The organism is Neisseria sp. CP9, assembly GCF_047758525.1.
Classification (GTDB): Bacteria; Pseudomonadota; Gammaproteobacteria; order Burkholderiales; family Neisseriaceae; genus Neisseria.
The window spans coordinates 1,897,412-1,919,012 of record NZ_CP180502.1 but is presented as its reverse complement, the minus strand read 5'-3'; the positions used below and the strand labels follow the sequence as shown (position 1 = coordinate 1,919,012).

Below are 21,601 nucleotides of genomic sequence, written 5' to 3'. Positions count from 1 at the left end.
TCTGAAAAATTTTCAGACGACCTTCTTCATAAAACCCAATTATGAAACACAAGAAAAAACTCATTGCCTTGACCACTGCCTGCGCCCTGCTCGCCTACTGGCTCTATCCCGACCAACATCCCGTTTACCCCGCAAGTGACCATTACGACCCGAAAACGCAAACCTTCTTCAACCCCGAACCGCAGCAGAAACCGACCGGCCTCGTCAGCGCATTTTGGAAGATCCTGACCGACCCGCAGGCAACGCGCCCGCCCAAACCTCTGCCTACCGTCAAACCCGATTGGCAAACCTTCCTCGCCGCACCCGAAGGGAAAAGCCGCTTCGTCTGGTTCGGGCATTCTACCCTATTGATGCGGATCGGCGGACAAACCGTCATTACCGATCCCGTTTTCGGCAATTCCGTCTCCCCCATCCCCATCACCATGAAACGCTTCCAGCCTGCGCCCGCAGAAATCGACGAACTGCCGCCCGTCGATGTCATCCTGATTTCCCACAGTCACTACGACCACCTCGAAAAAGACAGCGTGCAAGCACTCAATTCAAAAGGCAACAGCCATTTCATCGTCTCACTCGGCATGGGCGTATTGCTGAAAAAATGGGGCGTGCCGCAAGAGCGCATTACCGAACTCGATTGGTGGCAAAGTACCGAACGCAACGGCATCCGCTACACCGCACTACCTGCCCGTCACGATTCATCCCGAACCCTGACCGACCACAACCAAGCCCTGTGGTCCAGCTTCGTCATCGAACACGGCGGCGAAAAATTCTATTTTCACGGCGACTCGGCACAAGGCAGCCATTTCGACAAAATCGCCGAAAAATTCAACGGATTCGACATCGCGTTCATCGAAAACGGGCAATACAGCGAACATTGGCCCAACAACCACCTCTTCCCCGAACAAACGGCCCGCTACGCCGCGAAACTCGCGCCCAAGCGCTTCATGCCCATCCACTGGGGCGCCTACGCCATGGCATTGCACGCTTGGAACGAACCCCTGCTTCAAAGCATCCCGCTGGCACGCAACTTGGGTGTCAATCCGTTGACTCCGCTAATGGGACAAGTCTTTGATGCCAATACCGCCACGCAAGACTGGTTCGCAGAGCCTTTAGAATAAAGCTGCCAAGGGGTCGGCTGAAAACAAATACAGCAAGTTCCATCAAGTCATAAATATAGTGGATTAACTTTAAACCAGTACGGCGTTGCCTCGCCTTAGCTCAAAGAGAACGATTCTCTAAGGTGCTGAAGCACCAAGTGAATCGGTTCCGTACTATCTGTACTGTCTGCGGCTTCGTCGCCTTGTCCTGATTTAAAGTTAATCCACTATACCGACGAAGCGGAAGCTGTTTTCAGACGACCTCTTTTTGAATTTACCTGTTGCAGCATTTCCAACACTTCTCTCCTTCTCCCGTTTATCCGTTTTGCAATATTCTGATAATAAAAAACTAATTTCCCCTCAACCGAAAACCTTATTTTGCAACGCGCGGTTCGCGTATAAATCACTTGACCGATTACATCGTATTACGTAAAGTATGCGGCATTCTTTTGAATTGGTATTACCAATTTATTTGGTAATTACTCTCAGATTAAGGTTCGGTATCTCTCCCGCATCCGACATCATGATAAAAATTGATAAACAACGCCGATTTAAGGATTCACCATGGCACTATTCCTCAGTATTTTTCCCATCATCCTGCTGATTTGGCTGATGGTTAAGAAAAACAGTATGCCTTCCTACATTGCGCTGCCGATTACCGCCGCGCTGATTTACGCCATCAAACTGTTTTATTTCAACGACGACGCTATGCTGCTCAACGCAACCGCAGCGTCCGGCCTGGTTTCCACACTGACGCCGATTACCGTGATTTTCGGTGCGATTATGTTCAACCGCATGATGGAAACCACCGGCTGTATCGACATTATCCGCAAATGGCTGGCGACCATCAGCCCGAACCCTGTGGCGCAGCTGATGATCATCGGCTGGGCGTTCGCCTTTATGATTGAGGGTGCATCCGGCTTCGGTACGCCTGCTGCGATTGCCGCTCCGATTCTGATGAGTTTGGGTTTCAATCCGTTGAAAGTGGCGATTTTTACGCTGGTCATGAACTCCGTACCCGTATCATTCGGCGCAGTGGGTACACCGACTTGGTTCGGTTTCGCACCCTTAAACCTGAGTCCCGAAAACATCTTAGCTATCGGCAGACAAACTGGCGTGATGCACTTCTTCGCAGGTTTCGTCATCCCCGTCATCGGCTTGAGCTTCATCGTGCCTTGGTCTGAAATCCGTAAAAACTTGGGCTTCATCGGTATTGCCGTCTTCTCTTGTACCATTCCTTATGTTGCCTTGGCGATGGTTAACGAAGAATTCCCATCACTCGTTGCCGGCGCAATCGGTCTGATGGTATCTGTATTCGCAGCCAACCACGGTTGGGGTTTGAGCAAAGACCATCCGAAAGACCCGAATGCCGAAAAAGTACCTTTTGCCCAAGTCGCCAAAGCACTTGCCCCTCTGGGTATGCTTATCGGTATGCTGGTGGTTACCCGCATCAAACAGCTCGGCATTAAAGGCCTGCTGACCAGCAAAGAAGAATGGTTCAGCTTCCAACTGCCGTTTGATTTGAGCAAAATCACCGTCAGCGACTCTTTGACCATTACCTTCGGCAACATTTTCGGACAAGGCGTTAGCGCGTCTTACCAAACTCTTTACGTTCCTGCATGGATTCCGTTTGTCTTTACCGTTTGGATTTGTATCCTGCTTTATAAAACCAAATTCAAAGACGCCTGGGCCTTCTACGCTGCAACTTTCAACCAAACCAAAAAACCGCTGCTTGCCTTGATGGGCGCGCTGATTATGGTTCAACTGATGATGGTCGGCGGCGACGACTCCATGGTGAAAATCATCGGTAAAGAGTTTGCCGCGATGGCAGGTGAACACTGGGTTTACTTTTCCCCTTACCTTGGCGCTATCGGTGCATTCTTCTCCGGTTCGAACACTGTATCCAACCTGACATTCGGCCCGATTCAGCAACAAATCGCTATTGATACCGGCCTGTCCGTTACCCTCATCCTTGCTCTGCAATCCGTTGGCGGTGCAATGGGCAACATGGTCTGCATCAACAACATCATCGCCGTATGTACCGTACTGGACGTGAAAAACGCCGAAGGTGCGATTATCAAGAAAACCGTCATCCCGATGGCGATTTACGGTGTGATTGCTGTCGCCATAGCAATTATTTTCTTCCCCCTAAGGTAAGAACCTTGTAACCCAAAAGGTCGTCTGAAAAATATTCAGACGACCTTTTTTTATGAAGCAAACAGTTAGTCAATACTCCCCTTCCCTACCATCATACTTGCGTATAGAAACCTATCTTCAGTCGCAAACATATCCATAATAAAAACCAACAAACCAAATCTTCTTCATGGACATCTATCCGTTTGCTTGAAAGTGGGCGCATATGGAATGTCCCATTCCTATCGAGTCTGCTATCAAAGACGGATATAAAACAAGACAATGAGCCGTGAAAATCTGTCACCACAACAAGCACATGCCCTCCCCTCTATACATCCAAAGACAGCAGGTCGTCTGAATTCTTCTTTTAAAGATAAAAAAATGCAGATAAAAAAACGGGCCGCCAAAAGGCGACCCTAAGAAACTCTTGCAGCTGGGAGTAATAGCAAGAGATTACGACACTTTAACCTGGTTTATGCCGGAGAAACGACGCATCAGCTCTGGAATGGCTTCGGCATTCGAAGCAACAGTGATACCCATTCTCCGCATTTCATAGATAGTCTCGATGGTGCTTTCAGGCGCGTAGCCGTGGCAGGCACCGAGATTGACAATAATATGAAGATTATCGCTGTACCAAGACAATTGCTTGGCCGTATTGGCGACAGTTTCTTCGATGGCCAATCCGCCAATAATGACAGTATCGGCTTTTTGTTCGTGCAGCCATTCCAACAGTTCTGTGCTGTTTGCCTCATTGGCTTCATGAAAACAAGCACCGTGAACATGTTTACCGCTTAATTCGAGCGCATGATCGTAATCTGCCGGAGAGGGCAAACCTTGGAGCAAATGCGTCCCACGACAACCTCCGGCGCATTGGCTAAAAAAACCGGACGGTCGGCCGAACATAACACCGTTGCGATTGACGACGGTCGCACAAATGCTCTCCGGATCGATGTTCACATTCTCAATTAAAACCCTTTTATCTGCCAACGCTGCCTGGCGGTTAAGTTCATTAACCATATTTTCCGGACGCAACAAAAAATGGGTTGCATTAGCAGCCATACAGGTAAAGCGAAATTGCGGTTGGACGTCGATTGCAACGGTAGTCATATGGTATGGCTCTCTTTATTTAATTCTATTCTGCAAACAGAATCAGGATTGCTCCGCTCAATCACTGACACCAGACGAATGGTTTAATTTGAAGATAATCGGTATATTTATGATGAGCGGTATAATATCAGGATAATCGTTATATGGCTAGTAAATAATTTAAGATTTGTAACAATACTTGCAGTAAATATAATTTTTGTGGTATTTAAGGCTAATACTCTAATCAAATATCATTTTTAAACAATTCTTTTCATTCATTAATTTCTTATTTATTTTATGGTTTCTCTGCATTCGTGAAATATGATACATATTGAATAAAACTGTTGTTTAAAAGGAAATTTCACCCCAAAAAGCGAAAAATTGTTGGCAATATCCGCGTTACAAGCTGATTTTTCTCCACCAAGGGCAAAAATAAACGGTGCAAAAACCTTGCCATACCAACCGCCACAGCCCCAAACAAATAAAACGCGCAACACGGTTTCTACCCGTGTTGCGCGTTTTATAGCGGATATTGAGCGGTTCGCTTAACTGCAAACCGAATCATTTCAGAAAAATTCAAGTCAGAAAAAGTACAAAACCTGTTTCAGACGACCCTTGCTTATGAAACAGAGCCATAATGAAGTAATTGATAAAACCGACATCATCGATCTTTGCGGCTTTTCCACTTCAATATTATCGTCCCCGCTCATCGCGAACGGGACAAATCAACAAATCTCCACTTCCAAATCCAAGCGTCGTGCCGTTGCCTGTACTGCTTCGATATCATCCAGCCAAAAAATCGCAAACAGGTAACCATCATCACCGGTCGGTACGTCACACAACACCAAACCATCCCTCTCCAATGCCTCTTGTACATAAGGAAACAGTTCTTCACTATAAGTCTCTTCGGGATATTCCCATTCCCATTCATCCCAACCTAATAGATTCCGGACGATCGCTTCCATCTCTTCCGGTTCGAATTTCCAATCTGAATACCATGTTGCGCCATATCTGCGCAAGACGCAGAAGATATCCGCCCACTCTTCCCCATACCCCAATTCTTCCATTGACTCTTCATTTTCATCTACACGGATATAAAAATTCTTAACCTGTTCCAGCTCCGCACCGGAACCATCGCCATTTTCCCCTGAAGGCCATCCCCTCTTCCGTAACGTAGCCCAAAGGCTTTCTTGAATCTGATAAACCCATTCACCCCGCTGCAAAACAGCCAAATCTTCTTCCGAGACTTCAAACCATTTAAACAACGCCCACAAATCTGCTTTTTGTTCAGGTGTAGCAGGATAAAAAATTTCTTCGCTCATGTAGTGTTCCTAATATAAAGATACAAAAACAGGTCGTCTGAAAATGGTCAAAGATTTTCAGACGACCTTTGCTTCAATCAAACTTGAATCAATGCCTAAAATGGCGAACACCCGTTACTACCATCGCAATGCCGTGTTCGTCCGCTGCGTCGAAAACTTCCTGATCGCGCATCGAGCCTGCGGGGTGGATGATGGCTTTGATGCCCTGCTCGGCAATCACGTCCACGCCGTCGCGGAAGGGGAAGAAAGCGTCAGAGGCGGCGCATGCGCCGTTTAAGTCCAAACCTGCGTCCTGCGCTTTGCGGGCGGCGATGCGGGTGCTGTCCACGCGGCTCATTTGGCCTGCGCCGATGCCGTAGGTTTGACCGCCTTTGCCGAACACGATGGCGTTGGATTTGACGTATTTTGCGACGTTCCAAACGAACAGCAAATCGTTCCATTCCTGCTCGGTCGGCTGGCGTTTGGAGACGACTTTCAAATCGGCGCGGCTGATGCGGTGGATGTCGGGCGTTTGTACCAACAGTCCGCCGCCGACGCGTTTGAGTTCGAAGCGGTTCGCACCTGCCTCAAGCGGCACTTCCAACACACGCACGTTTTTCTTGGCAGCGGCGATTTCGAGAGCTTCGGCGGTGAACTTGGGCGCCATGAGGACTTCCATAAATTGATTGTCGGTAATCTGTTTCACGGTTGCGCCGTCTACTTCGCGGTTGAAGGCGATGATGCCGCCGAACGCGCTGGTAGTGTCGGTGGCGTAGGCGAGTTGGTAGGCGGTCAATGTATCGGCTGCAACAGCGACGCCGCACGGGTTGGCGTGCTTCACAATCACGCAGGCGGGCGCGTCGAAGGATTTGACGGCTTCCCAAGCGGCATCGGCATCGGCGATGTTGTTGTACGACAATTCTTTGCCTTGGAGCTGTTGGTATGCGGCGAGGCTGCCTGCGGCGGGATACACATCGCGGTAGAACGCGGCGTGTTGGTGCGGGTTTTCGCCGTAGCGCATGTCTTGCACTTTAATCCAGCTTTGGTTGAACTGGCTGGGGAACTCGCCGATTTGGGGCGTGCCGCTCAATACGTCGTCTGAAAGCGAGGTGAGGTAGTTGGAAATCATGCCGTCGTATTGGGCGGTGTGGCTGAATGCTTTGCGCGACAGGTTGAAGCGGGTTTTGTCGCTCAATGCGCCGCCGTTGGCTTCCATTTCGGCGGCGATGGCGGGGAAGTCGGCGGTGTCGGTAACAATGGCGACGTGTTTCCAGTTTTTCGCGGCGGAGCGCACCATGGTCGGGCCGCCGATGTCGATGTTTTCAATCGCGTCTTCCAGCGTGCAGCCGGGCTTGGCGATGGTGGCGGCGAAGGGGTAAAGATTGACGCATACGAGGTCGATGTTGCCGATGCCGTGCTCTTCCATCTTAGCGACGTGTTCGCCCAAATCGCGCCGACCCAAAATACCGCCGTGGATTTTCGGATGCAGCGTTTTCACGCGGCCGTCGAGCATTTCGGGAAAACCGGTGTAGTCGGCGACTTCAATCACGGGAACGCCCGCATCGGCAAGCAGCTTCGCCGTGCCGCCGGTGGAGAGAATTTCGACACCGAGTTTGTGCAGGGTTTGGGCAAATTCGACTGCGCCGTTTTTGTCGGACAGGCTGATCAGGGCGCGTTTGATGGAAGGCATGAGGATTCCTTTTAAACAGAGATTTATAACTGGAAACAAACACTTTCAGGGGCGGTATTATCCCCCAGTTTCGAAGTTTTAGCAGCTGTTTTCTGGAAAAATTGTTGACAATTTTTTCGATAAAAAAGGTCGTCTGAAAACCGGGTTGACCCGTTTTCAGACGACCTTTACTGCTTGAAACCCCATTTCCTTGCCGTTTTCAATCAGTCTTTCACAAGGATTCCGTTTTCGATACGGAATGCGCGGTTTTAAGCGTTTTCGATGAACATCAAACAGCCTCAATGGTTAATATTGAGCGGATAGCTTTTCGGTGCAACATGTGTTTTACCGTCATAAGGAATCACATATTTCTGATTTTTATAACGTTTTTTACCATCCTCCCCCTTCACCGTTGCGCTTAATGCCCACACGCCTGAGGCTGAAGGGCGGCTTTTGTCAAAAGCAATTTTTGCATCGATGCTGGTATAGCGGTCTTCACAATTACGTTTTGCCCGCCCTTTCAATTCATCGCAATTGCCATAATATGCGCCATTATCTTTACCATTCACAATGAAGCTGCGACGGATACGGTTGCTATTATCGGTAAACAGAAAGTTTCTTCCAGTTGTCGTTTCGCCTTGACCCGTATAGCCTGATTCGACAGTGTAGCCCCAGTTTTGCTCACCCATCTGGACAAACCGCCAATCCTTATTCTCCGGCACATCCCCCCATGCGCCGATTTCATCGCTTCCATGTTGTTTGATTGCCCACTTTCCGTCTGTTTTTTCCAAAACAAACAATTCCGCCAGACCCGAAGAAGCATGCGCGTCCTGTTTGACTTTGCGCTTCATATCGTAGGCAAAACCCGTGTACAACACATAGCGCGTGGGCGTACCGTTGCGGGTAACGGCATGGTCGGCAACGGGTTTCATGCAATACATAATATTGTCAGATGTTGTCTCACTGTCTTTCGGCGGCTCGGTAAGCTGGCAGTTGTGCGCCTCAAGCGGACGGTTGTAATACTGGGCAATAGCTGCTTGGACGGCAGCTTTGTCGTTATTGGGCGCAGCCGATGCCAAAACGGGGCTAGCGGCAAGCAGCAGGGCAATCATATATTTCATCGAGAATTTCCTGATATTTTTAAAACGACATCAAAACAAGATACTTGCGTACCTTCTCAGGTCGTCTAAAAACCCGATTTACACGTTTTCAGACAACCCCTTACGTATTCTTTCCCCTGTTCGACAGCCATCCTGCGACAAACGTCGCGGCGATGACGATGAACACGCCCGAAGCTGACACGGCGGATAAATGTTCGCCCAGAATCAATACCGCCATGATGACGCCGATAACAGGTTCGAGCGAAATCAAGAGTCCGGAGACATTGGCAGGGACTTTGTTCATGCCCTTATTCCATAAAAGATAGGCAAGCCAACTGCATCCCACTCCCAAATACAAAACCGACAACACGCCGCCCCACGACCAGCGGACTTCATAACTTTCAGCCAACACCAGCGAAAACGGCAGACACAACACCGCCGCCGCCGCCATGGAAGCAGAAGTAAATGCAGGCGCGCCGATGCGGGCAATCATCTCTCGGCTCGGGCGCATCACACCGGCAAAACCGATTCCGGCAAGCAAAATCAGCAAACAGCCGAACCAATCGACCGCGCCGCCCTCTTCAGCGCCGCCCAACACCATCATCCCGATCCCGACAAACGCCGCCGCACCGCAAATCCAGTGGTAAATTTTCGCTTTGTCGTTGAAAAAGAAATGCCCGACAAACACCACCAGCAAGGGTTCAAGCCCGACCATGGTAATCGCGCTGGCGGCGGACGTGTATTTCAAACCGATAAACTGAAGCAGCAAAACCACGACGTAATTGATAAAGGCAATCCACAACAAGGGCTTCCACTCGCGGCGCGGAATCTTGCCGAAATGACGGTAACAGGAAGGCAGCACCATCAACGCAGCAATCAACAGCCGCGCCTCGACCATCAGCGCGGCATCAAGCATCTCGTAAGAATATTTGGCGGCGATAAACGAGCTGCCCCAAATCAATAAGGAGAGTATTTGGTAAATCATGGCTCAAGTCGTCGGATAAAAGGATGCACTGATGAAAGGCAGGACATCACGACCCACCCTGCCCCGATTCGGTCAGCGAATCCAAAAAGGCAAAGAGTTTCGCGTTCATCTGCGTAAAATTGAAACGCTCGATTTCATCAGGATGCTGCACATAAGCCTGCGTCCTACTTTGCGCCGCCAAGTTTTCGCGCCCGTCGGCGGCAATCAAGAGGCCGACGGCAGCGCGGTCGAATTCCAAATGCGCCTGAAACGCATAATGCTTGGGAGAGAAGCGGACAATCTGGCGAGGACAGCCTTTGCTCGCCGCCAATACTGCCGCCCCATCCGTCAGTCCGGGCATATCCCCGTGCCAATGCCCCGCAAGGAAAGACGCGCCCAACAAGGCGGTATGCGGGTCGTTCAAACCTTCCTGCGTCAACTCGACCGGATACACGCCGATTTCGCGGTGCGGGCTGCGCCCGTGCCGTGCGCCGTAGGCGACGGATAAAAGCTGCGCGCCCAAGCACACACCGACAATGTACTTGTCCTCCGCCATCGCCTGACGTATCAGGCGCAGCTCGGCTTCAGGGTCGTAATACGGAAAAGCCTGCCTGTCTTCATCGGGCGACTGCGGTCCGCCCATGACAATCAGGAAATCGATACCGTCCGCGTTTTCGGGCAACGCTTCCGACTCATAAACCTTAGTCAACGCCGTACGATGCCCGCGCGACCGCGCCCAATTCCAATACGCGCCCGGCACTTCAAATGCCTCGTGCAGGATGAAATGGACGTTCAACGTTTTCCCCCACGTACCGCTGTCATGGCGAAGTTCCTGCTTCATCAGTTTTCTCCCTTTGCAACAAGCCTGATATTTACAGCAAACCGTGCTGCAACAGTTTCTTACGCAGCGTATTGCGGTTCAGCCCCAAAATCACCGCCGCTTTAGACTGATTGCCGCCGCATTGTTCCATTACACACGCGAGCATCGGTTTTTCCACTTGGTGCAACACCATATCGTACACGCCGCAAGGCTCCGTACCGTTCAAGTCTTTGAAATATTGTTGCAAATTCTGTTCAACGCATTGCGCAATATCGGGGATGGGTTGTTTCATAACATATCCTCCTTCGTTATTTTTAAAAAATGACAGGTCGTCTGAAACGGGGTTCAGACGACGTTTGTTGAGTTTGTATAGATAAATTGTTTTTTATTTCGATGAAACTGTGTTTTCAGACGACCTGATATTGCCGCCATTCCCGGATAAAAATCATCCTGTTGGCCCGACAACCCAAGCTACCCGCTGATAACCTTAATCCCCAGCAAAGCCAACGCCCCGCCGCAAAATCGGTCTATCCAATGGCCGAAACGCTGAAAACGTTTGCTCACGGCAGGGGCGGACAACATCAGCGCGACAAGGCTGAACCAAACGAACAGCATCAGCGCCATCCATACGCCATAAACCCCCATCTGCCACATCGGCGTATCCGGCGACAATACGACGGTAAACAGCGACAGCATATACACGACCGCCTTCGGGTTCAGCACATTGCACAACACCCCGCGCCATATCGTTTTCCGTGTCGGTTCATCCGCCATATGGTCCTTACGGATTTCGACCGTCCCGCCCGCAGCTTTCGCGCGCAAACCTTTATAGCCGATATACAGCAGATACAGGCGGCCGACGATTTTGACCGCGGTCAGAAGCGGGGGTGGACTGAGCCACCAGCGTGACCAAGCCGAGTACGGAATAAATAATGTGGATACCGAATCCCAACGCAATGCCCAGCGCGGTCAACATTCCGGCAGCCCGCCCCCGGCTCAACACCTGCTGCGAAACGAGTACAAAATCGGGACCGGGCGACATGCACGCCAAAAAATATACGCCGGTGATAATCCAAAAGCCATGCCCAAAAGTCATACTGAAGCCTTTTGTATTAAAGAGGAGGTTGTAGAAAGGCACATCAGCCTTTAAAAATGAATGAAGATTAACCATCAAGCCTTCACCATGCCGGATTACAGTCCACGCAACCTACTCCCCCAAGCAGGTAATCTTGCCAACCTTTTCTCCGTCAGGTTCGATTTCTGCTACATGATCTCCATATTTATTACTCCAAAAGAACCGCCCGTTTTCCTCATGCCAAGGCTTACCCAGCACATACCAAGCTTTATCCAAGCTGTCGCCAGGGCGGATGGTTTCGCATGTTGCTTTATCCTCCCCTGCACTCAGCATACACGCATCATGTTGACGACAATTGGGATTAATGCACCTGCCCTTGTCGTCATTCCAAGAGCGATCCATTAATTTACAGGCTATCAAATTATAGTCATAAGCATAAAAACCGTATCCTGTCATCAACAGCGCAGCAATACCCAAGCTTTGTAAACGCGGCGTTAATTTCATATTTACTTCTCCCAAGATAAAAAGGTCGTCTGAAACGCCTTACCTCCACGATACTCACACACCCAGCGGTCAGTTTTTTCTGAAAGCGTCTCAAGATAGGCAGCAAGGGTGTCGTATTGTGCCGCGGCGCTGTCCAAGCGGTTGATGTCCCTGCGTATCTGCTCGCCGTCGGGCATTTCGTTGATGTACCAGCCTATGTGTTTGCGGGCAATGCGTACACCGGCGACTTCGCCATAAAACGCGTGCATGGCGCGGATGTGGTTCAAAATGGTGGCGTTGCATTCTGCCAAGCTCAAGGCAGGCGGCAAAACGCCGTGTTCGGCGTAATGTTTCAAATCGCGGAAGAGCCACGGTCTGCCTTGTGCGCCGCGCCCTATCATGATGCCGTCGGCGGCGGTTTGTTTGAGGACGGAGGCGGCTTTTTGCGGCGAAGTGATGTCGCCGTTGACCCAGACGGGGATTTTCAGATGACCTTTGGTTTCGGCAATCAGGTCGTAAGTTGCTTTGCCTTTGTACATTTGCGTGCGTGTGCGTCCATGGACGGCAAGGGCGGAAATGCCGCAATCTTCGGCGATGCGGGCGATGGCGGGCAGGTTTTTGTGGTCGTCATGCCAGCCCAAACGGGTTTTGAGGGTCACGGGAACGTCCACCGCGCGGACGACGGCTTCGAGAATGGCGGCAACCAGCGGTTCGTTCTGCATCAGCGCGCTGCCGGCTTGAACGTTGCAGACTTTTTTGGCGGGACAGCCCATGTTGATGTCGATAACCTGCGCCCCGAGGCTGACGTTGTAACGCGCGGCATCCGCCATCTGCTGCGGATCGCTGCCGGCAATCTGGACGGAAACGATACCGCCTTCATCGGCAAAATCGCTGCGGCGCAGGGTCTTTTTGGTATTTCTAAGCGTCGGGTCGCTGGTCAGCATTTCGCACACCGCCCAACCCGCGCCAAAATCTCGGCAAAGTCGGCGGAACGGTTTGTCCGTAATGCCCGCCATCGGGGCGAGTGCAATGGGATTGTCGATAATGTAGCCGCCGATGCGCATGGTCAAACCGCCGTATGGAAAGGGCTGCCATTGTACAATTTTTAAGCAGGGTTTCCAATGGGATTTACTTTGACGGATAGGAAAAAAGGTCGTCTGAAAAAGTTCAGACGACCTTTGTTTTCCATTTACCTTGCTATTTTACTAAGTCGGCTATACCTGCCAAAATCAATGCGGTAAAGATAGAGACTGAACTCCCTATCATCAGAGAAAATAAGTTAATCAAACCCGACAACGCGCCCGTAAGAAGCAAAGCCAAAACAATCCATGTTCCATAAGGTTCGATTTGACGAAACTTCATAGACCATTTTGCATTGAGGAAAGAGTCAAGAATGACGCCACCATCGAGCGGCAAAATCGGAAGCAGGTTAATGACGATCAAAACTATATTAATTGTCATACCAAACTGGGTCATGATCATTAATGGGTCAACATACGCCTCTGGGACAGCGCCACCTAAAAACGAGAGCATCGCCCAGAAATACACCAGAATCAGATTGGTTACCGGACCGGCAACGGCAATCCATCTCCGCGCGCTGCGTACATTCTTAAAATTGCGGGCATTGATCGGTATGGGGCGTACCCAGCCGTAAACAAACGGTGTTAACGCCAGGCTCAACGCAGGTACGATGATTGTTCCTATCAAATCGATATGCGCCATCGGATTTAATGTCAACCGTCCGAATTGTAATGCGGTGGGGTCGCCACAGCGATATGCAACATAACCGCGTGCAATCTCACGCATGACCAAGGAAAGCATCACCGGTGGGATAGCAAGCAGCACATAACTGAAATCAAAGTTTCCAAACATAGTTTTCCTTAAAAAGGTCGTCTGAAAAACTCAGACGAAATGCACCAAGGGCTCATCGTAGGTAAACACTGTCAAATTTGCAATAAGCAGGCCGCTCGAAAATCTCGGCGGCCTGTCGGCAGATGATTATTCTTCAGTTGCTGAATGTTCTTCAGTATTTTCTTCGGAATCAGTTTCTGCCTCTGGGTCATAACCCGATGGCAACAATAATCTAGATATGATAGGTACTGTCAACTCTTTTATGTCGATGACTTTTTCGCTTGCAGGCTTAAACTTGAATACGGGTTTGCCGTAATTGTGGTAAATACTTTCCATAACGATGTTCAACGCCTGAGTGTTGCTTTTGCTGTTGACCTGCGTATAAATACGCGTTGCCAACAATCTGCCTTTTCCATTCAGATAGTAGTCATAATAGAGAGGCATGCCGACCATCTTTTCAAAGCCGGAGTGCATTGAGAGGCCTTTCTCTTTTGTACTATCTATAAACTCGCCAAAGAATTTTTCAACTTTCTCGTAGCCTTCAGCCGTAGAGCCTTCCTCCGGTTTTTTCTTCAGAGCATCAAATTCTTTTTTGAATTCTTTAGCGAAAGCATTGATAAAGAGCGGGTCATATTCGTCTTTATGGGTGTAATGGATGCGATATTTTGCTTTGTTTTGCTTACCGAATTCATCCATATTTTCAAGGCGGTATGCTTCAGCAGGAGCAGCTTTGCTGGCTTCAATAAAGGCTTTAAATGCCGCCTTTGTTGCATGGCGCAAAGGAATACCTTTTACCATCTCTTCATCTTTAAGCTGGATGCTGATGGGTTGCTCTTCAGCCAAACGCTTACGGATCTCTTCGCTCGTAAAGAAGCTCATAATCATCGAGTTGAGCAAAGGCTGATCAATAGTCAGGCTGAGATTTTCACCATCAATCAGCATGGGAGATTGGATATTCAATTGCTCATTGCGATGGTTAACTGTAATAGCGGGAATCCATTCGGCTTTTTTGGCAGGTAGGTCAATAGCTATATGCGATTTCAAACGCACGCCTTCCAAATAACGTCCGGCAACCGGATATTCCTGCCATTTGTCGAGCATCTCAGTGAACCATTTATCATTGTCGGTGTCCAGCAAGGCTTCTTTCAGCTTGGTCTGATCTTCTTCCGAAAGTTCGATTCCGTCTTCGTTCAATTCTTTGACTTGTTTGTCAAGTTCGGCTTGATCCTTCTTTGTTTCTTCCAAACGGGCTTTCTTCTCGCTTTCCGGCGCCACACCTGCTTCGGCAGTAGAAGTATGAAACTTCACTTCGCTATCAATGTTATAGCTGTAATCATCCGTATAGACGCGATCAAGGGAAATTGCCATCATTTCATGGGCAGATTTGTTTTCAAGGCTGCTGCATGCGCTCAAACCAAATGCCGCCGCCAATACTAGACAAAACGTCTTTTTCATTTACTGTTCCTTAAAAAAAACAATCCAATGGGAATGTAAATGACTTTTAACACAAATAATTTAATGTGACAACATCATTGTATTGTTCGGTTTCTAAAAACGCCGAAAGGTCGTCTGAAACGGCAATTTACCGTTTCAGACGACCTTTTAAACACCATTACAAAATGCCGTTATGGTAAGTCTGATCATCAATCATGGTTGGATATTTCGGGTGATTGGCATAAACAGTATCGTGGATTGCTTCAACTTTGTTATGCACATGACCCAATACATCAGAAAGCGCGATGTCCTTACCGGTTGTATTCACATCTTTCAATTGGTCGCCATTATGGGTATTGCTGCCGGCAAAGGTATCGATATCTGCCTCATGTTTCAACCAAGTCGCATACAGTTTGCCTTTGATGTCGGTATGCAGGGTATTGTTGGCAACATTCAACGTGGCTTTTCCTACGCCGTCACCGGTACTGTTGACATCCACAATGGCATCGTTCAGTTTGCCGTGGAGGGACAACGTATTGTTGGTCACGTTGTACTCTTTGGCATTGGTACGCATATAGGCGAATTCACGATAACCGGCCGACTCTTCGCGAACGGTAATATTGTTGTTGTTTAACGTTATCGAACCATGCAGAGGGACATCCGAGCGGTGTTCTTCAAAATAGAACGGCACGGCTCCCGGTGCAATTTTTCCGATATTGGCAGTATTGTCGCTGATATTGATGGTGCCCGTACCGATACCGTCGTGTTTGCTGACATGATCGTATGTGTTGTTAATCACTGCCATCAGGTATTTGGTGGACTCACCGTCGATTTTGTTGTCGGTAATATTCAGCGTGTAATCCATTTTGTTTTCATGGTTACGGAATTCGATGCCATAAGTTTGGATGTGGTTTTGATACACTGCCAAATTTTTAATGGTATTGCCGCTGATGTCGTAATAACCTTTATCCGCCGTATGCAAATCGCGCAATTGGGTATTGGTTTGCACTTGGATGCCGGAATACATGTGGTAATGCTTGCCTAAATCATCATCCATATAAAGACGGAAATTCGGGTCTTGCGTAATAACGTTGTCTTTAATTTTCACGTTATCCATGGAAAATTGGCGGTTGTAGGCAGCGATACCATACAGACGGTCGCCGTTTAAGACGTTGTTTTCGATAACGATACCGGTACCATCATGTACATCCAAACCTTTACGGTAGTTATGGTCGGTCGTATTGTTGCGGAAAGTAATGCCGTAGTTGTAGCTGCCTGCCATCGCAGTCATGCCATAACCTGTACCGCCATCAGCTTCGTGGCCGTTCCACTCTAATCTATTGCCTTCGCCGACAAAGTTCTTTTGATATCCGACCATCGCGCCGGCAACACGGTTGTGGTGCAGATAGGAGTCGACAATACGGTTGTTCTCACCCAAAGGCAGATGGTCATATTGTTCGTTGATCTCACCGCTTTGGACGCGTGCTTTGTAAGTTTGGCTTTTACCTGCTTCCCGAACCAATGCATCAGTCGATGTAAACATCACACCGGCACGGTTGACTCCGGATACCTCGACTTTGCTGATTAAAGTATGGTCGGCATCGTTGACCAAAATACCGCTGACCTTACCAAAGTAGCTCAAGCCCTTCCGGTAAAAGTCCGGATTGGTATATTTAACAGAAAGATTCGCAATCGTTTTATGGCTTTGTCCATCCACCAAAATACCGGCAAATGCGCGAATATCATCGTGATTGGTATTGGGGTTGAACACACCGACCTGCGCTTTATCAAAGGTGATCAGCGTTTTGCCCATGCCCGAACCAAAAATACCTTTGACACCCGAATTATTGCCATTGATGACAATTTGGTCGGAAATATAGTAAGTACCGTCCATGAACAGCATGGCTTTTTCTTTGTGTGCCGCAGTCAATGCCGCTTTGATGGCTGCCAAGCTGTCTTTTTTCCCGGTCGGATCTGCGCCAAAATCATTGACGTCGATGTATCTGCCAAATTCTTTCGATTGATGAACGGTGTAGTTGGAAACCTCCCCTTCTTTTACTTCATCTTGATGATTGGCTTGATGTTCAGCCTGTCTAGCAGTATGGGCTTCATTGGATTTTGAAGTATTGTGTCGAGCCGTTTCTTTATTGTCACCGGCCTGATTGTCTTCATGTTTGTGGGCAACCGTTACCGCTGGTGCTGAATGCGCCGCTTTACCGTTGGTTTGATGATGGTGTGCAACATCATTTTCAGTATGTTGCGCTTTCTCGGCAGCCTGTTTTTCAGCCAGGATTGCTTTGGTTTTAGCGGCAATTTCCGCTTGTTTGGCTGCATGTGCGGCTTTTGATTTTTCTAACGCTTCAGCCTGTCTTGCAGCCGATGCTGCTTTGGCTTTTTCCAAGGCTTCGGCTTGACGTACTGCAGCAGCAGCTTTTGCTTTTTCCATAGCTTCTGCATGTCTTGCAGCGGCGGCGGCAACAGCGGCCTGTCTGGCAGCTTGATATTTTGCCATGACCTGCTCTTTGGCTGCTTGGGCTTCTGCCTGTTTGCGTGCAACGACATCAGCACGGAGAACCTGAGACATAATGGCCATTTCTTTGCTGGTTAATTTACTGCGGTCGGCAACCAGCGCCGGTTTGGTATTTTTTGAAGTATTGACTGCGGCAGTATCGGTAGAGGGCGTATGTTGCAGACCAAAAATTTTATCCTGCCCCCTCAATTGTTTAGGGAGGGCTGCTGCCAGATTCAGACCGCCAAAAGAATGGTCGTAAATCAATTTGTTCAATGCAGAAGGAGCATGGCCGGCATGATCTTGGCTTGCGGCTACTGCATGATTAGATTGAGAAGTTTGACTTTTAGTGTGAACTCTTGTTTGTCCGAGATTGAAGAAAGAGTACGTGGTTTTAGTTGACATAATATATTTTCCCTAGTTTAAAAGCCGCAGACTTGCGTCTGAGGCAACGAAAGCAATGCTTTCCTACCCTTTTTCAGCGATCTTTATATGTCGTTTGAATGATTTGAAATCATTTCCATCGTCATTTAAATAGCTGTAACGATTATTACTCATTCTAAAACCTCAAAACCTGACGCTCTTTTTTTAATCCTTCCGCCTTTTAAACATAAAACCCACTTAAATATCCCTATAACATTCAGACGACTTTTCATGATCTTGTAAAAGCCATTCCAAAGCTCTCTCTTTGGAACAGTCATCTTGTAATGTCACATTAATATATTAAACACTGCTTTACATTAAAAAACGAAAACCTAAGTCTATCAGAGTTCTAGAGTATCTATTTAGTTCACTGCAATGTCGATTTAAGTCCCTTTTTCGACATTTTTCAGCAACTAAATATACCAAACGAGTAATGAAATGATTTTAGCATATTGAATTGGTATAATCACATTTTCATAACTTAGCAAATATTAAAATTTTTTAATTATTTGAAAAATAGAAAAATTTTTTTATTTTTTAGTTCAAATAGTGACTGTTTTTCACAACAACACACCAACCATCGGGATATTTTTTTACAAATGGCACGACAAAATCTGTTTACAAAATAAAAAGGTCGTCTGAAAAGAAATTTTCTTTCAGACGACCTTTGGATCTGTTCTATTAATACGAAATCAAATCAGCACACTTCAACCAACCAGCCATGTTTGTCTTCCGCCAAACCGTATTGGATGTCGGTCAAGGCTTTGCGCAAAGCGTAGCCGCGTTCTTGGCTCTTCACTTCGATTTCTTTGCCATCGATGACAAAAGAGGTTACGGGCGAGATAACGGCGGCGGTACCGGTCAGAATCGCTTCCGCACCCTCTTCGACTGCGGCTTTGAGTTCATCCACGGTGAAATTGCGTTCGCTGACGGTGTAGCTCAAGTCTTTGGCGACGGTCAGCACAGAATCACGGGTTACGCCGTGGAGGAATTCGTCGGTCAACGGTTTGGTGATGATTTCGTTGCCTTTAATCAGGATAAAGTTGGACGCGCCGGTTTCCTGTACGTCGCCGTTCGGGCAGAACAGGACTTGATTTGCACCATGTTCGACTTTTGCCTTCAGCACCCAAGGCATGGCGGAGGCGTAGTTGCCGCCGCATTTGACGCGGCCCATATGCGGTGCGCAGCGAATGTGCTCGGTTTCAACCAAAATTTTCACGGGCGAACCGGCTTTGAAATAGTCGCCGACCGGAGACGCGAGGATATAGAGCAGCGCGGTTTCGGACGGCGAACCGGCTTTGCCGATAACGGGGTCGGTACCGATGAGCGTCGGGCGCAGATACAGCGCGGCAGGCGCATCGGGAATTTCATCGGCGGCGCGTTTGACCAATTCGATCAGGGCATTTAAATAGGCTTCGGTTTCGGGGCGCGGCAGGTGCAAAATGTCTGCACTTTGCTGCATACGGGCGATGTTTGCCGTCGGGCGGAACAAGACGATTTTGCCGTTTGCCTGACGGAAGGCTTTTAAGCCTTCAAAACATTCGCTGCCGTAATGCAGGGCGTGCGCGCCGGGCGCGAGGGTGAGGTCTGAGGAAGTTTGCCATTCGGTCGGCTGCCATTTGCCGTCCTTGTGGGCGATAACGGGCATTTGGGCGTGGAAGACGCTGCCGAACACGGCGGGTACGGGTCTGCTCATGGTGATTGCCTTTCTTATTCTGTTTGGTTCTGTTTAGATATTAAAAGTTGAAAGATACGCCTGTACGGATGGTTTTGACAAGTCCGAATACTTGTTTCGCAAACAGCTTTCGCCCAACCCTTTGCCTGATAACGAAATACGGAAAACTACCCATTCCAATATGGATACAAATTGTCAGCAATCATGCCTACTGTTTACTAGATATATATAATGAAGCCCGAGGTCGTCTGAAAACTGCCGCACATCCTATCCGAAACAATCCAAATCGTTTAAACTAAGCCGCATCTGCGGTAAACGGATTCAGAAACAGAATCCACATCGACCGCCCTACTGAATTTTTCAGACGACCTTTTCAAAACTTTCCGACAGGCATACCGCCGGAGACATCCATGAAACTGATTTACACCATTATCAAAGTCATCATTTTATTATTGTTTTTACTGCTCGCCGTCATCAATACCGACAGCGTCGCCTTCCACTATCTGCCTGGTCAAAAAGCCGACTTACCGCTGATTGTCGTCCTCTTCGGCGCGTTTGTCATCGGCATCGTGTTCGGGATGTTTGCCCTGTTCGGCAGACTTTTGGCGCTGCGCAGCGAAAACAACCGCCTGCGTGCCGAAGTCAAAAAACACGCGCATTTGAGCGAAAAAGACCTCGTCGCCCCCGTACCGCAACAACCTGCACCGCAAACCACCGTCCCTGCCAACCAACCCGTACAAACGCCCAAGCCTTAAAGAAGGAATCACATGGACAACGAATTGTGGGTTATCCTGCTGCCCATTACCCTTTTGCCCGTCTTCTTTGCCATGGGCTGGTTTGCCGCACGTATCGACATGAAAACCGTGTTGAAACAGGCGAAAAGCGTTCCTGCCGGCTTTTACAAAAGTCTGGACGCATTGGTTGACCGCAACAGCGGACGTGCCGCCCGCGAGTTGGCGGAAGTCATCGACCAGCAGCCGCAGTCTTACGACCTCAACCTGACCTTGGGCAAACTCTACCGTCAGCGCGGCGAAAACGACAAAGCCATCAATATGCACCAAGCCCTGCTCGACTCGCCCGATACCGTCAACGAAAAACGCGCGCGGGTATTGTTCGAACTCGCGCAAAACTACCAAAGCGCAGGCTTGGTTGACCGCGCCGAACAAATCTTCATCGGCTTGCAGGAAGGTAACATGGCGCGCGAAGCCCGTCAGCATCTGCTCAGCATCTACCAGCAAGACCGCGACTGGGAAAAAGCCATCGAAACCGCGCAACTCCTCAGCCACGACGAGCAAACCTACCAATTTGAAATTGCACAGTTTTATTGCGAACTTGCCCAAACCGCGCTGTTCAAATCCAATCTCGACGCCGCCCGTTACAACGTCCAAAAAGCCTTGGACGCCAACAAAAAATGCGCCCGCGCCAACATGATTTTGGGCGACATCGAAACCAAACAGGGCAATTTCCCCGCCGCTGTCGAAGCATACGGCGCCATCGAGCAGCAAAACCATGCCTACCTGAGCATGGTCGGCGAAAAACTCTACGAAGCCTACGCCGCCCAAGGCAAACACGAAGAAGGGCTGAACCGGCTCATCGGTTATATGCAGACTTTCCCCGATTTAGACCTCATCAACGTCATTTACGAAAAAGCCCTGCTGCTCAAAGGCGAAAGCGAAGCCGCCCAACTTGCCATCGACCTCGTACGTCAAAAACCCGACCTCAACGGCGTATACCGCCTGCTCGGTTTGAAAATCAGCGACATGAATCCCGCATGGAAAGCCGACGCCGACATGATGCGTTCCGTCATCGGCCGCCAACTCCAACGCAGCGTCATGTACCGCTGCCGCAACTGCCACTTCAAATCCCAAGTCTTCTTCTGGCACTGCCCTGCCTGCAACAAATGGGAAACCTTCACGCCCAATAAAATCGAAGTGTGAAGCAAACCAACAAAAAAGGTCGTCTGAAAAAAGTTTCAGACGACCTT

At 48.9% G+C, this 21,601-nt stretch carries 20 protein-coding genes; 4 read left to right on the top strand and 16 right to left on the bottom strand.

Annotated elements, in window-relative coordinates; all coding sequences use genetic code 11:
* Positions 1-41: 41 nt before the first annotated feature.
* Together ACMYUL_RS09165 and ACMYUL_RS09160 are read left to right on the top strand one after the other, a co-directional pair.
* Positions 42-1,115, top strand: coding sequence for an MBL fold metallo-hydrolase (locus ACMYUL_RS09165; protein ID WP_415770120.1), 1,074 nt, complete (start codon positions 42-44; stop codon positions 1,113-1,115).
* Positions 1,116-1,658: 543 nt separating this feature from the next.
* Positions 1,659-3,251, top strand: a complete 1,593-nt coding sequence (locus ACMYUL_RS09160) for an L-lactate permease (RefSeq protein WP_342031022.1) — start codon at positions 1,659-1,661, stop codon at positions 3,249-3,251.
* Positions 3,252-3,680: 429 nt separating this feature from the next.
* Here ACMYUL_RS09160 and ACMYUL_RS09155 read toward each other — a convergent pair whose 3' ends face one another.
* The 16 genes from ACMYUL_RS09155 to ilvE form a co-directional block, all read right to left on the bottom strand.
* On the bottom strand, positions 3,681-4,334 hold the full coding sequence (locus ACMYUL_RS09155) for an isochorismatase (protein ID WP_415770118.1): 654 nt from the start codon (positions 4,332-4,334) through the stop codon (positions 3,681-3,683).
* A 269-nt stretch (positions 4,335-4,603) separates the two neighbouring features.
* A complete protein-coding gene (locus tag ACMYUL_RS09150; RefSeq protein WP_141745738.1) occupies positions 4,604-4,810 on the bottom strand; it encodes a hypothetical protein in 207 nt (68 codons plus the stop codon).
* Positions 4,811-5,038: 228 nt separating this feature from the next.
* Positions 5,039-5,635 (bottom strand): hypothetical protein, encoded by a 597-nt coding sequence (locus ACMYUL_RS09145; RefSeq protein ID WP_415770116.1) that lies wholly within the window; start codon positions 5,633-5,635, stop codon positions 5,039-5,041.
* Positions 5,636-5,723: 88 nt separating this feature from the next.
* Positions 5,724-7,304, bottom strand: coding sequence for a bifunctional phosphoribosylaminoimidazolecarboxamide formyltransferase/IMP cyclohydrolase (purH, locus tag ACMYUL_RS09140; protein ID WP_342031025.1), 1,581 nt, complete (start codon positions 7,302-7,304; stop codon positions 5,724-5,726).
* 278 nt (positions 7,305-7,582) lie between these two features.
* The gene (locus tag ACMYUL_RS09135; protein ID WP_415770114.1) at positions 7,583-8,404 is read right to left on the bottom strand and encodes a hypothetical protein; all 822 of its coding nucleotides are present in this window, start codon (positions 8,402-8,404) and stop codon (positions 7,583-7,585) included.
* A 100-nt stretch (positions 8,405-8,504) separates the two neighbouring features.
* Positions 8,505-9,368, bottom strand: a complete 864-nt coding sequence (locus tag ACMYUL_RS09130; protein ID WP_415770112.1) for a DMT family transporter — start codon at positions 9,366-9,368, stop codon at positions 8,505-8,507.
* A gap of 46 nt (positions 9,369-9,414) precedes the next feature.
* Positions 9,415-10,188 carry a glutamine amidotransferase-related protein gene (locus ACMYUL_RS09125; RefSeq protein WP_415770110.1) on the bottom strand — a complete coding sequence of 258 codons (774 nt, stop codon included), beginning with the start codon at positions 10,186-10,188 and terminating at the stop codon, positions 9,415-9,417.
* A gap of 31 nt (positions 10,189-10,219) precedes the next feature.
* Complete coding sequence (locus ACMYUL_RS09120) at positions 10,220-10,459, bottom strand: Fis family transcriptional regulator (RefSeq protein ID WP_003761869.1); 240 nt, start codon at positions 10,457-10,459, stop codon at positions 10,220-10,222.
* A 179-nt stretch (positions 10,460-10,638) separates the two neighbouring features.
* Positions 10,639-11,004: a LysE family translocator gene (locus tag ACMYUL_RS09115; RefSeq protein WP_415772942.1), complete on the bottom strand. Its 366-nt coding sequence runs from the start codon at positions 11,002-11,004 to the stop codon at positions 10,639-10,641.
* The gene (locus ACMYUL_RS09110) at positions 10,994-11,209 is read right to left on the bottom strand and encodes a LysE family transporter (protein ID WP_415772940.1); all 216 of its coding nucleotides are present in this window, start codon (positions 11,207-11,209) and stop codon (positions 10,994-10,996) included. Before ACMYUL_RS09110 ends, ACMYUL_RS09115 begins: the two co-directional genes overlap by 11 nt.
* A gap of 165 nt (positions 11,210-11,374) precedes the next feature.
* Entirely contained in the window at positions 11,375-11,746 is a 372-nt protein-coding gene (locus ACMYUL_RS09105) for a toxin (RefSeq protein ID WP_342031027.1), read from the bottom strand.
* Between the two features lie 2 nt (positions 11,747-11,748).
* Positions 11,749-12,789, bottom strand: a complete 1,041-nt coding sequence (dusB, locus tag ACMYUL_RS09100) for a tRNA dihydrouridine synthase DusB (protein ID WP_415772938.1) — start codon at positions 12,787-12,789, stop codon at positions 11,749-11,751.
* Positions 12,790-12,922: 133 nt separating this feature from the next.
* Complete coding sequence (locus ACMYUL_RS09095; protein ID WP_342031029.1) at positions 12,923-13,597, bottom strand: site-2 protease family protein; 675 nt, start codon at positions 13,595-13,597, stop codon at positions 12,923-12,925.
* Between the two features lie 126 nt (positions 13,598-13,723).
* Positions 13,724-15,031, bottom strand: a complete 1,308-nt coding sequence (locus tag ACMYUL_RS09090; RefSeq protein ID WP_070513735.1) for an RNA polymerase subunit sigma — start codon at positions 15,029-15,031, stop codon at positions 13,724-13,726.
* 157 nt (positions 15,032-15,188) lie between these two features.
* Complete coding sequence (locus tag ACMYUL_RS09085; RefSeq protein WP_070513737.1) at positions 15,189-17,924, bottom strand: right-handed parallel beta-helix repeat-containing protein; 2,736 nt, start codon at positions 17,922-17,924, stop codon at positions 15,189-15,191.
* 715 nt (positions 17,925-18,639) lie between these two features.
* On the bottom strand, positions 18,640-19,638 hold the full coding sequence (gene ilvE, locus ACMYUL_RS09080) for a branched-chain-amino-acid transaminase (protein ID WP_415770106.1): 999 nt from the start codon (positions 19,636-19,638) through the stop codon (positions 18,640-18,642).
* Between the two features lie 389 nt (positions 19,639-20,027).
* Between ilvE and ACMYUL_RS09075 the strand changes: the two genes are divergently transcribed.
* The gene (locus ACMYUL_RS09075) at positions 20,028-20,372 is read left to right on the top strand and encodes a lipopolysaccharide assembly LapA domain-containing protein (protein ID WP_016687604.1); all 345 of its coding nucleotides are present in this window, start codon (positions 20,028-20,030) and stop codon (positions 20,370-20,372) included.
* A 12-nt stretch (positions 20,373-20,384) separates the two neighbouring features.
* On the top strand, positions 20,385-21,554 hold the full coding sequence (lapB, locus tag ACMYUL_RS09070; RefSeq protein WP_070513742.1) for a lipopolysaccharide assembly protein LapB: 1,170 nt from the start codon (positions 20,385-20,387) through the stop codon (positions 21,552-21,554).
* Positions 21,555-21,601: the final 47 nt, after the last annotated feature.

What these genes read in the sequence shown, in the direction of transcription:
- ACMYUL_RS09160 (WP_342031022.1), top strand. Translation starts at nt 1,659, where the DNA reads ATGGCACTATTCCTCAGTATTTTTCCCATCATCCTGCTGATTTGGCTG.
- ACMYUL_RS09085 (WP_070513737.1), bottom strand. Translation starts at nt 17,924, where the DNA reads ATGTCAACTAAAACCACGTACTCTTTCTTCAATCTCGGACAAACAAGA.
- dusB (WP_415772938.1), bottom strand. Translation starts at nt 12,789, where the DNA reads ATGCGCATCGGCGGCTACATTATCGACAATCCCATTGCACTCGCCCCG.
- ACMYUL_RS09095 (WP_342031029.1), bottom strand. Translation starts at nt 13,597, where the DNA reads ATGTTTGGAAACTTTGATTTCAGTTATGTGCTGCTTGCTATCCCACCG.
- ACMYUL_RS09120 (WP_003761869.1), bottom strand. Translation starts at nt 10,459, where the DNA reads ATGAAACAACCCATCCCCGATATTGCGCAATGCGTTGAACAGAATTTG.
- ACMYUL_RS09165 (WP_415770120.1), top strand. Translation starts at nt 42, where the DNA reads ATGAAACACAAGAAAAAACTCATTGCCTTGACCACTGCCTGCGCCCTG.
- ACMYUL_RS09125 (WP_415770110.1), bottom strand. Translation starts at nt 10,188, where the DNA reads ATGAAGCAGGAACTTCGCCATGACAGCGGTACGTGGGGGAAAACGTTG.
- ACMYUL_RS09145 (WP_415770116.1), bottom strand. Translation starts at nt 5,635, where the DNA reads ATGAGCGAAGAAATTTTTTATCCTGCTACACCTGAACAAAAAGCAGAT.
- purH (WP_342031025.1), bottom strand. Translation starts at nt 7,304, where the DNA reads ATGCCTTCCATCAAACGCGCCCTGATCAGCCTGTCCGACAAAAACGGC.
- ACMYUL_RS09075 (WP_016687604.1), top strand. Translation starts at nt 20,028, where the DNA reads ATGAAACTGATTTACACCATTATCAAAGTCATCATTTTATTATTGTTT.
- ACMYUL_RS09105 (WP_342031027.1), bottom strand. Translation starts at nt 11,746, where the DNA reads ATGAAATTAACGCCGCGTTTACAAAGCTTGGGTATTGCTGCGCTGTTG.
- lapB (WP_070513742.1), top strand. Translation starts at nt 20,385, where the DNA reads ATGGACAACGAATTGTGGGTTATCCTGCTGCCCATTACCCTTTTGCCC.
- ACMYUL_RS09130 (WP_415770112.1), bottom strand. Translation starts at nt 9,368, where the DNA reads ATGATTTACCAAATACTCTCCTTATTGATTTGGGGCAGCTCGTTTATC.
- ACMYUL_RS09110 (WP_415772940.1), bottom strand. Translation starts at nt 11,209, where the DNA reads ATGTCGCCCGGTCCCGATTTTGTACTCGTTTCGCAGCAGGTGTTGAGC.
- ilvE (WP_415770106.1), bottom strand. Translation starts at nt 19,638, where the DNA reads ATGAGCAGACCCGTACCCGCCGTGTTCGGCAGCGTCTTCCACGCCCAA.
- ACMYUL_RS09155 (WP_415770118.1), bottom strand. Translation starts at nt 4,334, where the DNA reads ATGACTACCGTTGCAATCGACGTCCAACCGCAATTTCGCTTTACCTGT.
- ACMYUL_RS09090 (WP_070513735.1), bottom strand. Translation starts at nt 15,031, where the DNA reads ATGAAAAAGACGTTTTGTCTAGTATTGGCGGCGGCATTTGGTTTGAGC.
- ACMYUL_RS09135 (WP_415770114.1), bottom strand. Translation starts at nt 8,404, where the DNA reads ATGAAATATATGATTGCCCTGCTGCTTGCCGCTAGCCCCGTTTTGGCA.